The sequence below is a fragment of the Flavobacterium frigoris PS1 genome (assembly GCF_000252125.1).
Taxonomy (GTDB): Bacteria; Bacteroidota; Bacteroidia; order Flavobacteriales; family Flavobacteriaceae; genus Flavobacterium; species Flavobacterium frigoris_A.
Map to the genome: position 1 here is coordinate 22,629 of NZ_AHKF01000031.1, position 14,169 is coordinate 36,797.

Below are 14,169 nucleotides of genomic sequence, written 5' to 3' on the forward strand. Positions count from 1 at the left end.
TTTTAACTCTTAAATTTTAATATCATGGCACACAATTTAAATTTCAACCAAAGAACAGGACGTTATTCCTTTTTTAGCGTACAAGAAAAAGCTTGGCACGGTTTAGGGCAAATAGTAAAGGACTATCCAACAAGCGCGCAAGCAATTAAACACGCAGGACTTGATTATGAAGTGGTAAAAAGTCCGCTTTATACCAAGACATCAAACATAATTGATCCTACTGACAATTTAGAGATAGGAGACAACGAGGTCAACGTACCCAATTATTTTGCTACTATCCGCACGGACAACAATGCTGTTTTGGGTGTAGTCGGTAAAGACTATCACATTGTACAAAATCGTGAAGCATTTAGTTTCTTCGATTCCATTGTAGGTGGTACAGATGGGATTTTGTACGAGACTGCAGGCGCTTTAGGAAATGGAGAACGTATTTTTATTACGGCTAAATTACCGGACTATATTCGTGTTGGCAATGGTGATGATGTTACAGAAAAATATATTTTCCTCACTACTTCACACGATGGTAGCGGAAGCATTACGGCAGCTTTTACACCCGTTAGAATAGTTTGCCAAAATACACTAAACGCATCGCTTCGTAATATGAGTAATGTAGTACGAATACGTCACACCTCAGGAGCAAAACAACGTTTGGAAAATGCACACAAAGTAATGGGATTAGCAAACGAATTTAGTAATCAATTAGAGGACATTTTTAATAATTGGGCAAAAGTGAAAGTGCACGATCATGAGGTTAAAAAAATGATACAATTCGCACTATGCCCTAACAAAGAAACCTTACAACATCTAAAGGCTGGAAATGAGGACGAAATATCCACAGTTTTTAAGAACACGGTTGAAGATGCTTTTGCCTATGCTATGACGAGCGACTCACAACAGATGAACACGACAAAAGGAACTTTGTTTGGAGCTTACAACGCTGTAACAGGCTACTACCAAAATGTTCGTAGCTATAAGGATAGCGAAGCCAAATTACAATCCATTATTATGGGAGGTACTGCACAATTAAAATCTCAAAAAGCTTTTGAAATCTGTACTAATTTTCAAAAAATGGGTATGAATTGCTTTAATTAATAATCCTTTTAAAAACTATAGACGGCCCACTTTGATAGTGGCCGTCTATTTTTATTAGTATCGTTTTTTTGTTTTACGGAATACATATATTGAAATCTTGAACTTCAAAAAGACCTTCCCTTCCAAATGGTCGGGAAAGTCTTTTTGAAGAAACTAGTTGAACCACTTCAGAAAAAAGTAATCAGTACGCATCGCTTCCTTCTATTTTTCCTGAAAAGGTTCGAGTTAAATGATAGGATATTCTTCATCCTATTACTTATTTCCGCCTTCTTTTCTTTCCACAAAAGCGTCAAAAGAAAAGAAGCAAAAGAATGCCGCTACATTATTTCGCATTTTCAACTTTGATTTGAGTTAGTTTCTTTTCGCTTGACTTCTTTTTCGAATAACTCCATAACATAAGTAGTCCAAAAATAATAAATCCAATGGAAATCCATTTGGTCACTCTTTCAAAGAATGTTATTACTACTGATTTTTCGTAACTCGAAAACCCTTCCACTCCCATTGGCCCTCTTCTGTAAAACTTTCGTCTGTTGATCCAATATCGAAGGCTAAAACCTACAAAGAGAGAAATTATACTTAAAAACAATGCAGGATTCATATGCAAATATTTAAAAATTCAACAATATAAATGTACATAAAAAAACTAATTATTTAAAAAACAAACAACTCATTTTTAAGTAGTTAATATGAATTTTTAATGAGCTAAAATGAAAGTGATTGTTAAACTATAAATAGTAAAACAATCACTTCATCAAACCGTTTTGATCCCTTGGAGGTCTTTTTATTTGACATCTCTTTCGAAGTATCTCTCTTTATCTTTCCTAACATTCTCCTGCTGGATTAGTTTAGATTTAAGTAAATGTGAGTTCTTAATTTCTAATATCTGCAATCGACTACCATTTTTTTCATGGAGTTCTATGCGAATTACTTTGTCGTCAGCGATCGTAAATTGATCCAAAACAAAAACATTTCTGGAAACCGTTTTTCCTTGTACCACATCGATAGCGCTATAAACTCTTATGGGATGTTTAATTACTTCTTGTACAACCGTGCGTTTCGCTTTCTTTTTATCGATCACTTTAAAATTGATGAAATCAATTGGGAATGAAACGAAGCTTAAATTCTTAATTTGTGTATGAAAATAAAATTTATTATCGTTAATATAAATACCTTTCAATAGAAATTCTATTCCAAATTTTCTGGTACAAATTTGTTTTATAAAGTGCTTGTCCTGATTATAGATCTCACCCATTAATTCGTCGACCAGGTAGGGCGAATTCCTCCCAAGTTCTTTAAACAAAATTGGTTTTGAATTCCATTCACGATCAGTCTTGACGGTTTTAGTTAAACTGTAATTAGTAACCCTAGGACATGAATTGTAGGAGACATTAAAACTATAGAAAGTTCCGTCTTCTGTAATTACTGAAAAATTGGTTTCTTCTTCAAAATCCCGAACAGATGCCTTTACTCGCAAAACATTATCAGCATCCTCAGCCTTACTGGCAACCAAGTTAGTACTACCTAAATCTACGTAACGAATACCAGAGGGAAATAATAGATGTGTAGTTTTATCGAATGTTACTTCTATATCGTATGGCTCTATTATAGTTAGGTTTTTCTTTGCACTTGTGCACAAGGCCTCCTGCCCATGCGTAATTGATGTGTATCCTAATATTAAAATTAGTATCATCAAAGTATTTTTTAGAGCTGTTTTCATTTTATACCATTTATTTTTTAAACAATTATTTTTTTGATACTAGCAGCACTTGCAGTCCTGCTTTTAGGGTAACTTTTGGAGTCTTAATTTTTTTTGAGAAATAATTTGAAACACCTTGAACTAATCCTCGGCTTAAATCCCCTGCGATCTGTTGTCCAGCAGAAGTTGACAACATTATACTACTACCAGAAGTTTGTCCCATATTGGCTGCCATGTCGGTCATAGCTTTACGTTCTGAAGAATAAGGCACTGCCAATCCCTGTTGTCCGTCCAAACCATAGATAGTGAGCTCAATGGGGAAAATATTTCCCTCAAACTCAATAGAGCTGATCTTCAGTTGTAGCCTACCTTGCTGAAACTTCGAATTTGCAGTTACTACAGTTCCGAGAGGGATCGTTTTGTTCTGTATCCTTGCGGGTTCCAATAAACGCAAGCTAACACTGGTTTCTTCGGAGACGAGTTGTGTTTCTTGAACAACAGCACGAATACTATTCTTTGTTTGCTGTTGATGATTAGTACTGGTGAATGTACTATTGCTAACCGCTACTACTAGGTGTTCCTCAACGCTTTGCTCCAGGTTAGAAACGACATTGTGCCTTTCTGGAATTATCGAAACAAAGACTTCTTTTGATGGTGAAGAAGGTCCAGTTGCTTTGCTTTCAGGCGAAGCCGAATTGATCGGCAAATATTTAGCCGCCATCTGATACGATTTCTCCATCAACTCCAATTGATTATCAACAACATTAGTTGGTGGTTCTTCTTTTTTTGCCAGTTCTTCTTTTAGCTCCTCTAGTTGTTTGCGTAATTCCTGTGTTTCAGAATTATCATTATTGTAAAAACTGCCCAATGTGTTTTGTGCATTACGATAACTACTTAATGAAGCTTTAGTATTCCCTTCTTTTTCAGGAACATCTTGCAAAGATTCTTCTGTACTACCTTCATTCCAGTAATCAGATAGAGATGTCAGGGCATTTTGTTTTCCTTGATTTTTCTGTTCTAATAATTCCTGTTCATAGGCTTTTTGTTTGTCATTTTCTAAACCAATAGTTGTAGCTTGAGGAACAGAGTCATTAAGCCCCATAATCTCGATATTTTTTACATTTTCTGCTGGTTTAAATATCAAATACATACAACCAAAAAATACTATCGCCATCAATCCAAAGATGATTGGCTTTTTAATTTTTTCGGCTTTACCCTCACTAATCACTTCCAGTCCTCCAGAAGCTGTATTTACACTGCCATCTGTAACATAGACTGCATTTTTCTTGTTTTCATTTTCTTTCATGTCTTTTCTTTTTTATAATTAGTACTAATGATCCTTTAGGGATTTCACGCTACTGGAACTAAATCAAACTGATAAGAATACCAGCTATGCTGATCATTAGATAGACGGCAAAACAAACTATGATATATTTATACTGCTTCTGCAATGGAAGCATCCTCCATTTCACCTCAACGTCATTGATCCATAGCTCAATATTTGTTCGAATCTCTTTCATCTTTGTTATTTTTAACGTTCAATAATTTCTAGATCTTTATTTTCCAAAACCGTAAACTTCTCCATATTGAAGCCTTGCGGATTATTATCTGAGCGAACGGAATTAACTAGATAGCAGGAAGTGACAAGATTTCTTTTTGTTACATTACTGGATCGAATGATGAACTGCTTAGAATACGTTTTCACAGCATAAGGATAGGTTTCAAAATCACATACCACACTATCCACTTCAAGTCGTTGTTGGACATTTCCTGAAATGATCCTATTGTAATATCCTTTTTCTGCTAAATCTTTGTAATAATCAAAAGCACTTTTATCAGCAAGATTAAATGCTCTTTTCATATTGTTCTCAATTGCATTTTTATCTGGAGCTAGTGTAAAGAAAAGCTCGTGAAACCGACGAACATGCTCACGAGCCTCTACAGGCCGATTGATAGAAGCATCCTGAGCAAGAGCCAACATTAGCGATTTTCCATTATCTAATACATAGACTTTCTGACGTTGTAATTCAGCGAACCGGTAAGATTCCCAAACAGCATAACCCGATATACCAACACACAGTACTGCAAATACAAGAGCGTAAAGCCTAATTTGACTGAAACTATTTTCGATATTTCTTAAAGTTTTAAATTCCATTTTACTTTTATTTAAATTGTTATTTCATTAATCTACCGCCAATATTTCCAGCAACAGAGCCAGTACTAGCCCCTACTATATTGCCAGTTTTAGTAGTCGTTTGATTTATATTGCGGACAAAGTTTCCTGCGCCACCAGCCTGAATGATCCATCCAGTTACCGTAGGAATGGTAAAATACCCTATAATGCCAATAATCATAAATATGATGTACACCGTACTTGATGAATCGGGAATAAAATTGGGATCGGATAAACTGTCGATGTCCTTTTGGAGTATTAAGGATTGGATCTTGGATAACATGGCACTAAAAAGATCTGAAACGGGTAACCAGAGATACACACTAATGTACCGAGTCAGCCACTGCGTTAAAGTAGACTGAAATCCATCCCAGACAGAGATCGCAAATGCCAAAGGACCCAATATTGAAAGCACTATTAAGAAGAAGGTTCGTATCGTATCTATGACTAGTGCAGCCGCTTGAAAAAGGACTTCAATAAATTCGCGAAATCCATCTCGAAACATTTTCTTTAGACTGTAGATCTGCCTTTCCGCGTACATGCTTGACATGGTGACCAAGTCGGAGGGCGTCCATCCGAGTTCATCCAACTTTTTATCAAATTCTTCATCCGATGCTAAATAGGCTGTTTCAGGATTACGAAGCATCGCTTCTCTCTCCAATAGGTCTTTCTGCTGTTGTAAAGCATTCAAATCTAAAACTTGACTTTCTAAGATGCTATGCGTTCCCTGCACCACTGGACTCAATACGCCGTTAAGAGTTCCTAAAACAACTGTTGGAAAAAATGTAATACAGATACCCAAAGCAAAAGGTCTAAGTAACGGGAATACGTCTATTGGTTCTGCACTGCTCAGCGCTTGCCAAACTTTTAATGCAACATAAAACAATGCACCCAATCCAGCCAAACCCTTAGCAACCGCTGCCATATCTGCTGATAACGGCATCATCTCGTCATAGAGCGAACGTAGTACTTCATGAAGGTTACTAAATTCCATGATTACCAATATTTCTGGTTAGCCGTTCCGTAAAGATCCAATACTCTTTGACTGTTATTGGCTTTCTTGGCACGCAGATAACTAACTGAAATATTTTTATTCGTAAAATAACGAACCAAATTGTGGTACTCTTTTACTTTTACATATACCTGGTCTATAATGTCCAAACGCTCTTTATCATTAAGCGACAAGCTAGAAGAGTTTACAATTTGTTTTAACTCTTTCAATAGTTCTGTGCTTTCGTTTAACAATATGGAATACCCATTCGCAATGGCTGTTAGTTCCTGTTCATTGAAATTGGGATCGTTCAACATTTTCCCAAAATTGTTTACATACATTTCAGAAACATCACCAACAAGTAATACAGTCTGTTGCACTTTTCGAGCATCTTTTACCAAGTTGTTTACCGCCTTCAGTTTGTCGTAATATTCTTTTCCTTGATTATACACTTTTTGGACTTCTTTAAAGTTGTTAATCATGTTGGTCGCTGTGGTCGAAGTCTGTATGATTTGTCTTGCTGAATTGACTATTCCTTGAGCCAAATTTGTAGGATCTGTTACCACCCACTGTGCTTTAGCATTCGGCATGACAGCAAATAGTATCACCATGCATACCATAATTTTTAGATTTTTCATTGCTATTCGTTTTTAAAATTTTTACTAATTGTTTTCTGTTTCCCTTTTCTCAAGGGCAATCCTCTTGATAGCCTGTTCTACATTTCCATCTAATTGGCTTGCCAGTTGCATGACTTCCAACTTTTCTGTTTCTTCAGTGGTATAGGCTAAATATTCCTCGAAACTAACTTCTGTAGCATATACTGCCGAATGCGTTCCTCCTAGTCCAATCCAAACTTCTTTGTAAAGTCGTTTGGGATCATTGTTCATATTGATGGAAAGTACTTGCGCTTTTTCTTTATCAGTCAGACCAAGCATGGCTTGGATATCGTCAAATTTATTCATGTACTTCCTTTGATCCAGCAGTATTTTACAATCCGAATTATTGATAATACTTTCTTTTACAATGGGAGATTGAATGATGTCATCTACTTCTTGGGTTACAACAATGGCTTCTCCAAAAAACTTTCGTACCGTTTTAAAAAGGTATTTGATGTACTCTGCCATCCCTTCTTTTGCGATCGCTTTCCAAGCCTCTTCAATCAGGATTAGTTTTCGTACTCCTTTCAAACGACGCATTTTATTGATAAAAACCTCCATAATAATGATAGTCACAATTGGAAAAAGAATTTTATGATCCTTGATCGCATCTATTTCGAAAACAATAAATCGTTTAGAAAGTAAATCCAGCTGCTTTTCGGAATTCAATAGATAATCGTACTCACCTCCTTTGTAATAAGGTTCTAACACATTTAAGAAGTTGGCAATATCAAAGTCTTTTTCTCGTACCTTTTTATCTTCTAACACCTTTCTATAATCTCCTTGTACAAATTCATAAAACCCATTGAAGGAAGGAAATTCATCCTGCTGCTTGATTCGTTCGATGTAACCGCTCACCCCATTTGAAAGTGCCACTTCTTCGGACCGTGTTGGTGGCTCATCATCCCTTTTCCATAAGGTTAAGATCAAAGTTTTAACGCTTTCTCTTTTTTCAATATCGAAAACGCCATCATCGGTGTAAAAAGGATTAAAGGCAATCGGATTGTCTTCGGTATAGGTGAAATAAACGCCATCTTCTCCTTTGGTTTTCCCTTTGATTAATTCACACAATCCTTGATACGAATTACCTGTATCCACCAACAGCACATGCGCGCCTTGTTCGTAATATTGTCTCACCATATGATTGGTAAAGAAGGACTTCCCTGAACCGGATGGTCCTAATATAAATTTGTTCCTGTTGGTGATAATACCGCGCTTCATCGGCAAATCAGAAATATCCAAATGAATGGGTTTTCCTGTCAGTCGGTCGGCCATCTTGATTCCAAAAGGGGAAGGCGAACTTTTATAATTGGTTTCTTCAGTAAAAAAACAAAGCGCAGGTTCTATAAAAGTGTAAAAGCTTTCTTCACTCGGAAAGTCTCCTGCATTGCCTGGCATTCCTGCCCAATAGAGCGTCGCAACATCTGTAGTGTTGTGCCTTGGTTTACATTCCATCAATGCCAAAGCACTACCTGTGTCGTTCTTCAATTGTTTTAATTCCACTGGATTGTCGGACCATGTCATTACATTGAAGTGCGCTCGAATAGAAGCATGTCCAAAAGAATGTGCTTCATTCAAATAGCGTTCGATCCATTCCTTATTGATTTGATTGGCTCGGCTATAACGAGCTAAGGAATGCATATTTCTTGCTGATTTTTCGAACTTGCGCAGGTTGTCTTCACTGTTATCTAAAAAAAGATATTGGTTGTAGATGTGATTGTAGCTTAACAACAATCCAACTGGTGCAGCAAAAGATAAAAGACAGTCACTTCTATCGGTAGACAATTTTTCGTAACGGGTTTCTGCTGATACTGAACTAGGCAAATCATCGGAATCGGACAACGTATGCAGACAAAGCCTTTTGTTTCCTATACGAACTTCTTCTCCGCCCAAAGCAATATCCTGCAATGGTGTTCCCTCCTCTCTTGAAAGGCTTAGGTATTGTTCCAATAATCCTTGTTTACTAGCTGTTCCAATGATATCATCCTCGCTTAATCGTTCCAGTTTTATAAAATCGGAATCGTTCACAATTCGCTCAAATTGCGCCACCGATTCCATAAAGCGAGAAAGGATTTCTTTATCTCTTAGTTCTTTTGGGATCAGTACCCCTTTGCAAAGCGAAGAGAAATTACTCTGCATTCGCATACGCTCTTTGGACGTTTTTGTTAAGAACAGATAGCAATAATGATTCAGAAACGGACGCTCATTAAAATGTTGCTGGTAGGACTTTGCCAGAAAACTCAAATCTTCTTTGGCAATCTCAGGAGCATAATTTTCCTTGATGTACCAATCTTGTTTGTGCACCACCGTATAATCAGGCAATGTTTTGATTGCCTTGTGCCATGCCGAATGAATGGCTTCATATTCCGCAGAGGCAATTGTGAAAAGCTCTGGTAGCTGTACTCGAAAACAAGCGGTGATATCAGCATCCTTGGAGATAATACAATTATTTTCTACTGCTAGCAACGGAAACTTACTTTCCAATGTAGTCGCTTTTGATTTATTTCTCATGGCTGATGGATTTTGGAATTCAACTGAAAATAGCGATACACAGGCTTGCAACAGATGATATATCGTGGATGTCGTTTGTTTGCTCCCACTTTCATCAAACCATGTTCGCCGTACTTTTTGTTCAGTGAAAAAGTTTGCCATACTAATAGCGATCCTCCACCGATTCCTATAAACAGACACAGATAAGAATTGACTCCAGTCATGTACAAGATCATTATCAGGATAAGCATCCCGAGCAATCCACCTGCGAAGAGGAACAAGTACTGCGCTTTCAGTCCTTTGAACTCCACCGTTCTTCCAATACCTTTATTAATATTATACCTATTCATACCGCAAATACTAAAGGAAGAAAGAGCGTAAAACAGTTGCCGCTACAATCAAAAAGATACAAGCTCCAAACCAACTCGCCGCCGTCTTGCTCGTGTCTGGATCACCGCTACTAAACTTGTTATACACCTTCACCCCACCAATGAGCCCCACAACTGCTCCAATAGCATAAATAAGTTGGGTAGCGGGATCAAAATAAGAAGTGACCATTTGCGTCGCCTCCGTAATTCCTGCCGTTCCGTTTCCTTGTGCAACTGCACTAATTGTTGATAGCACAGCCACTACCAGCACTACTTTTTTAACTTGCTTTTCCATGATTTGAAAAATTTAAACTGTTTTTCGATCCTACACTTTGCAGGATTTAAGATCAAATATCATATGGAAACAGTTGCTGTTTAATATGTTGTCGTTAAGTGGAGTTGTTTGGCAGAAGAAGACTTGACAACTTAGTTTGTGATAGTAAAAATCACTAAATTTGGGCAATCAATAATGTTATATTGGAAATCGCAATATGCAATATAGCGTGATGAGAGACTATTAATTAGAGAATAACGTTTTCAAATGTTGATTGACAAAGTAGAATTAACTACAAGTTGAGAGCCAATGAAGAAAAATATTTTTTTATAATAGATTAGTTAAAAATAAAGAGTTACAAAAATAAATAATAAATGACAAGCAATAACCAAAGAGCAGAGTTACAAAATCAAATATGGAAAATAGCCAACGATGTTCGTGGGTCTGTAGATGGATGGGATTTCAAACATTTTGTATTAGGAACACTTTTCTATCGTTTTATAAGTGAAAATTTCACCAATTACATTGAAGGTGATGATGAAAGTGTAAATTATCCAAATCTATCAGATGATGTAATCACTCCAGAAATAAAAGATGATGCTATTAAAACAAAAGGATACTTTATATATCCTAGTCAACTTTTTGTCAATTTAGTTAAGAATGCCAACGATAACCAAAATCTAAATACAGATTTAGCTGCAATATTCTCTGCAATAGAAAACTCTGCAAATGGTTACCCTTCAGAAGAAAATATTAAAGGGTTATTTGCAGACTTTGATACTACTAGTAATCGTCTAGGTAATACGGTAGAGAATAAAAATAGCCGATTAGTACATGTTTTAAATGGTGTAAAAGGCTTAAAACTTGAGGGTGATTTCAAAGATAGTAAGATTGATCTTTTTGGTGATGCTTATGAATTTTTAATTCATAAATATGCTGCAAATGCAGGTAAATCTGGAGGTGAATTTTTTACACCAACTAACGTATCTCAATTGATTGCACAATTAGCAATGCATAAGCAAGAAAAGATAAATAAAATTTACGACCCTGCTGCAGGTTCTGGTTCTTTACTATTGCAAGCTAAAAAACACTTTGATAATCATATTATAGAAGAAGGTTTTTATGGGCAAGAGATAAACCATACCACTTATAACTTAGCGCGTATGAATATGTTTTTACATAACGTTAATTATGATAAGTTTCATATAGTGCTTGGTAATACATTAATAAACCCGCAATTAGGTGATGATAAACCTTTTGATGCAATTGTTTCAAACCCTCCTTATTCTATAAATTGGATAGGTGATGCTGACCCTACCCTCATTAATGACGACCGTTTTGCTCCTGCTGGTGTTTTAGCACCAAAATCTAAAGCAGATTTTGCTTTTGTTCTCCATTCATTAAGTTATTTATCTAGTAGAGGTAGAGCGGCATTGGTTTGTTTTCCTGGTCTTTTTTATCGTGGTGGCGCAGAACAAAAAATAAGAAAATATTTAGTAGATAATAACTATGTAGAAACTATTATAGCCTTAGCACCTAATCTGTTTTACGGTACATCTATAGCGGTAACTATTTTAGTGCTTTCTAAAAGTAAAACAGAAAATAGAACACAATTTATTGATGCTACTGGTGAAGATTTCTTTAAGAAAGTAACCAATAACAATGAGATGATGGATTCTCACATTGCGAAAGTTATGGAAATGTTCGATTCTAAAGCAGAAGTTCCACACATAGCCACTACCATTGACAATAGTAAAATTGAAGAAAACGATTATGATTTATCGGTTAATAGCTATGTAGAACCTAAAAACAATAGAGAAAAAATAAATATTGAAGTGCTGAATAAAGAAGTTATTACAACAGTTAATAAGATAGCCAAACTACGTACAAATATTGATAACCTTATAAATGAAATTGAGGCATGAGTTATTTAAAGAGTTTGTTGGTGAGTGTTGATGTAGAATGGAAAGATTTAGGTGAAGTTGCTGAATATGTACGTGGTTTAACTTATAGTAAAAAAAATGAAAGTAGTGATGATTCAGGATTTAAAGTTCTACGAGCAAATAATATTACTCTATCAAGTAACACAATAAATTTTGATAATGTCAAAATAATAAATTTTGACACTAAAATTAAAGATTCTCAGAAACTTTATAAAAATGATATTTTTATAAGTGCGGCAAGTGGAAGTAGAGAGCATGTAGGTAAGGTTGCATTTATTTATTCCGACATTGAGTATTACTTTGGTGGTTTTATGGGTGTTATTAGAGTTTCTCCCCAAATTGAATCAAGGTTTTTATTTCATTTATTGACATCTAATCTGTTTACAAATTACTTAGACAGAGTAATGAGTAGTTCTACTATTAATAACTTAAGTTCAAAAATAATTAATGGTTTTCAAATTCCAATTCCGAGTCCAAACAACCCAGAAAAATCGCTCCAGATCCAAAAAGAAATAGCTCGCATTTTAGACACATTTACAGATCTTACAACACAACTCACTATCGGACTCACAACAGAACTTAATTCACGTAAAAAACAATATAGCTATTATCGTGAGCAATTACTAACGTTTAATGAAAGTGAGACAAAACACCTGCAGATGGATGACAAAAGTTTAGGTGAGTTTATTAGAGGTAAACGATTTGTAAAAACGGATTTAATAAAAGAAGGAGTTCCTACTATTCATTATGGTGAAATGTACACACATTATGGTACTTGGGCAGATGAAACTATTTCATTTGTAAGTAAAAAGTTGGTGAATGATAAAAACCTAAGAGTTGCCAATAAAGGAGATGTTGTCATAGTAGCAGCAGGTGAAACAATTGAAGATATAGGTAAAGGTACAGCTTGGTTAGGCGAAGAAGGTGTTGTTATTCATGATGCTTGTTTTTATTATAAGAGCGATTTAAATCCTAAGTATGTAGCTTACTTTACTCGAACAAGACAATTTCATGACCAAATAAAGAAACATATCCGTACAGGTAAAATTTCTGCTATTAATGCTTCTGGTTTAGGTAAAGCAATAATACCTGTGCCTTCAAAAGAAGAACAGGAGAGCATAGTGAATATTTTAGATAAATTGGATGTACTTACAGCTTCTATAAGCGAAAATTTACCAAAAGAAATAGAATTACGTAAAAAACAATACGAGTATTATAGAAATAAATTACTAACGTTTTCTAAAGATGCTGTAGAAGTATAATTGTATGAGTAAGTCATTATCACAAATAGCACAATCACTAAAAGATAGCCAGAGAAAGGTACAGTTAATCTATGCTTTTAATGGTATAGGTAAAACACGTTTATCAAGAGTATTTAGATTGTTGGTTGACCCGAAAGATACAGATGAGGAACAAGAAGGGTCAGGTATTAAAGTAATGTACTATAATGCATTTACAGAAGACCTTTTTTATTGGGATAATGATTTAGATGCAGATACTAATCGAAAGCTAATAATTCGTCCTAATAACTTTACAGATTTAGCGTTGGGATTTTTGAAAGACCAAGGTTTAGATAATAATATTGTAACCAATTTTCAGCACTTTACAACCGATTCCATAACACCTCTCTTTAATGAAGAGTATACTACTCAAGATAAAAATGGAAATAATATTGTAATAAAAGCATATTCCGAAGTAACATTTTCTGTGGCAAGTGGTGACGACCAAAGTGAAAGTAATATTAAAATTTCAAAAGGAGAAGAAAGCAATTTTATTTGGTGTGTGTATTATAGTTTAATAGAACAAGTAGTTGAACTTTTAAATACTCCAGATCTTGAAGATAGAGCAACCAATAAATTCAATGATGTAAAGTATGTGTTCATTGATGACCCAATAAGTTCACTCGATGAAAATCACTTAATAGAACTAGCAGTAAATTTAGCTGAATTGATTAAGAAATCAAATGGGCTAAAATTTATAATATCAACACATAACCCACTTTTTTACAACGTACTTTATAATGAACTAAATCTTAAAACCAAGAAAGATTCTTGTTTTATGTTAAGTAAAAAAGAAGACGGTACGTATGATTTCCAAAACAAATATGGGGATTCAAATAAAAGCTTTTCTTATCATCTTTACCTAAAGGAAACAATTGAAGATGCAATCAAATCAAATACTATTCAGAAATATCATTTTATGTTGCTTCGTAATTTGTATGAAAAAACAGCTAATTTCTTAGGGTATCATGAATGGAAAAAATTATTACCCGAAGATAGACAACTATATTATAATAGAATAATTCAATTTACCAGTCATTCTACATTGTCAAATGAAGTTGTGGCTGAACCAACTAATCCTGAAAAACAAACTGTAAAATTATTACTTGATCATTTGATTAATAGTAAATATTGGAAAGAAGAAATTGCAGTCGAACCAGTAGCAGCAGAAGAAGAAACAGAGGAAGTATCAATATAGAAACAATT

The 14,169-nt window shown here is 35.0% G+C and carries 14 protein-coding genes; 4 read left to right on the plus strand and 10 right to left on the minus strand.

Translation table 11 applies throughout. The annotated features are described in order from the left end of the window. Positions 1–24 precede the first annotated feature (24 nt). Complete coding sequence (locus HJ01_RS16070; protein ID WP_007139556.1) at positions 25–1,092, plus strand: DUF932 domain-containing protein; 1,068 nt, start codon at positions 25–27, stop codon at positions 1,090–1,092. Positions 1,093–1,414: 322 nt separating this feature from the next. Here the strand turns inward: HJ01_RS16070 and HJ01_RS16075 are convergent, their stop codons facing one another. From HJ01_RS16075 to HJ01_RS16115, 10 genes are all read right to left on the minus strand, one after another. Further along, positions 1,415–1,690, minus strand: coding sequence for a hypothetical protein (locus HJ01_RS16075; protein ID WP_007139558.1), 276 nt, complete (start codon positions 1,688–1,690; stop codon positions 1,415–1,417). A 183-nt stretch (positions 1,691–1,873) separates the two neighbouring features. Next, complete coding sequence (traN, locus tag HJ01_RS16080) at positions 1,874–2,782, minus strand: conjugative transposon protein TraN (protein ID WP_007139559.1); 909 nt, start codon at positions 2,780–2,782, stop codon at positions 1,874–1,876. Positions 2,783–2,834: 52 nt separating this feature from the next. Next, the gene (traM, locus tag HJ01_RS16085; protein WP_007139560.1) at positions 2,835–4,094 is read right to left on the minus strand and encodes a conjugative transposon protein TraM; all 1,260 of its coding nucleotides are present in this window, start codon (positions 4,092–4,094) and stop codon (positions 2,835–2,837) included. A 58-nt stretch (positions 4,095–4,152) separates the two neighbouring features. Continuing rightward, the gene (locus tag HJ01_RS17690) at positions 4,153–4,308 is read right to left on the minus strand and encodes a hypothetical protein (protein WP_157999927.1); all 156 of its coding nucleotides are present in this window, start codon (positions 4,306–4,308) and stop codon (positions 4,153–4,155) included. A gap of 11 nt (positions 4,309–4,319) precedes the next feature. Next, complete coding sequence (traK, locus tag HJ01_RS16090; protein ID WP_007139561.1) at positions 4,320–4,943, minus strand: conjugative transposon protein TraK; 624 nt, start codon at positions 4,941–4,943, stop codon at positions 4,320–4,322. A gap of 19 nt (positions 4,944–4,962) precedes the next feature. Then, positions 4,963–5,955: a conjugative transposon protein TraJ gene (traJ, locus tag HJ01_RS16095; RefSeq protein WP_007139562.1), complete on the minus strand. Its 993-nt coding sequence runs from the start codon at positions 5,953–5,955 to the stop codon at positions 4,963–4,965. A gap of 2 nt (positions 5,956–5,957) precedes the next feature. Continuing rightward, the gene (locus tag HJ01_RS16100) at positions 5,958–6,590 is read right to left on the minus strand and encodes a DUF4141 domain-containing protein (RefSeq protein ID WP_007139563.1); all 633 of its coding nucleotides are present in this window, start codon (positions 6,588–6,590) and stop codon (positions 5,958–5,960) included. A gap of 24 nt (positions 6,591–6,614) precedes the next feature. Beyond that, positions 6,615–9,119 carry a TraG family conjugative transposon ATPase gene (locus HJ01_RS16105; protein ID WP_007139564.1) on the minus strand — a complete coding sequence of 835 codons (2,505 nt, stop codon included), beginning with the start codon at positions 9,117–9,119 and terminating at the stop codon, positions 6,615–6,617. Beyond that, complete coding sequence (locus tag HJ01_RS16110) at positions 9,116–9,448, minus strand: DUF4133 domain-containing protein (RefSeq protein WP_040474075.1); 333 nt, start codon at positions 9,446–9,448, stop codon at positions 9,116–9,118. Before HJ01_RS16110 ends, HJ01_RS16105 begins: the two co-directional genes overlap by 4 nt. Positions 9,449–9,458: 10 nt before the next feature. Then, positions 9,459–9,761 (minus strand): DUF4134 domain-containing protein, encoded by a 303-nt coding sequence (locus HJ01_RS16115; RefSeq protein WP_007139565.1) that lies wholly within the window; start codon positions 9,759–9,761, stop codon positions 9,459–9,461. Positions 9,762–10,114: 353 nt separating this feature from the next. Between HJ01_RS16115 and HJ01_RS16120 the strand changes: the two genes are divergently transcribed. The 3 genes from HJ01_RS16120 to HJ01_RS16130 are packed head-to-tail and all read left to right on the plus strand — an operon-like array spanning position 10,115 to position 14,161. Then, positions 10,115–11,665, plus strand: coding sequence for a type I restriction-modification system subunit M (locus HJ01_RS16120; RefSeq protein ID WP_007139566.1), 1,551 nt, complete (start codon positions 10,115–10,117; stop codon positions 11,663–11,665). After that, on the plus strand, positions 11,662–12,945 hold the full coding sequence (locus HJ01_RS16125; RefSeq protein ID WP_007139567.1) for a restriction endonuclease subunit S: 1,284 nt from the start codon (positions 11,662–11,664) through the stop codon (positions 12,943–12,945). Before HJ01_RS16120 ends, HJ01_RS16125 begins: the two co-directional genes overlap by 4 nt. Before the next feature lie 4 nt (positions 12,946–12,949). After that, positions 12,950–14,161 (plus strand): AAA family ATPase, encoded by a 1,212-nt coding sequence (locus HJ01_RS16130; RefSeq protein ID WP_007139568.1) that lies wholly within the window; start codon positions 12,950–12,952, stop codon positions 14,159–14,161. The last annotated feature ends 8 nt before the right edge of the window (positions 14,162–14,169 follow it).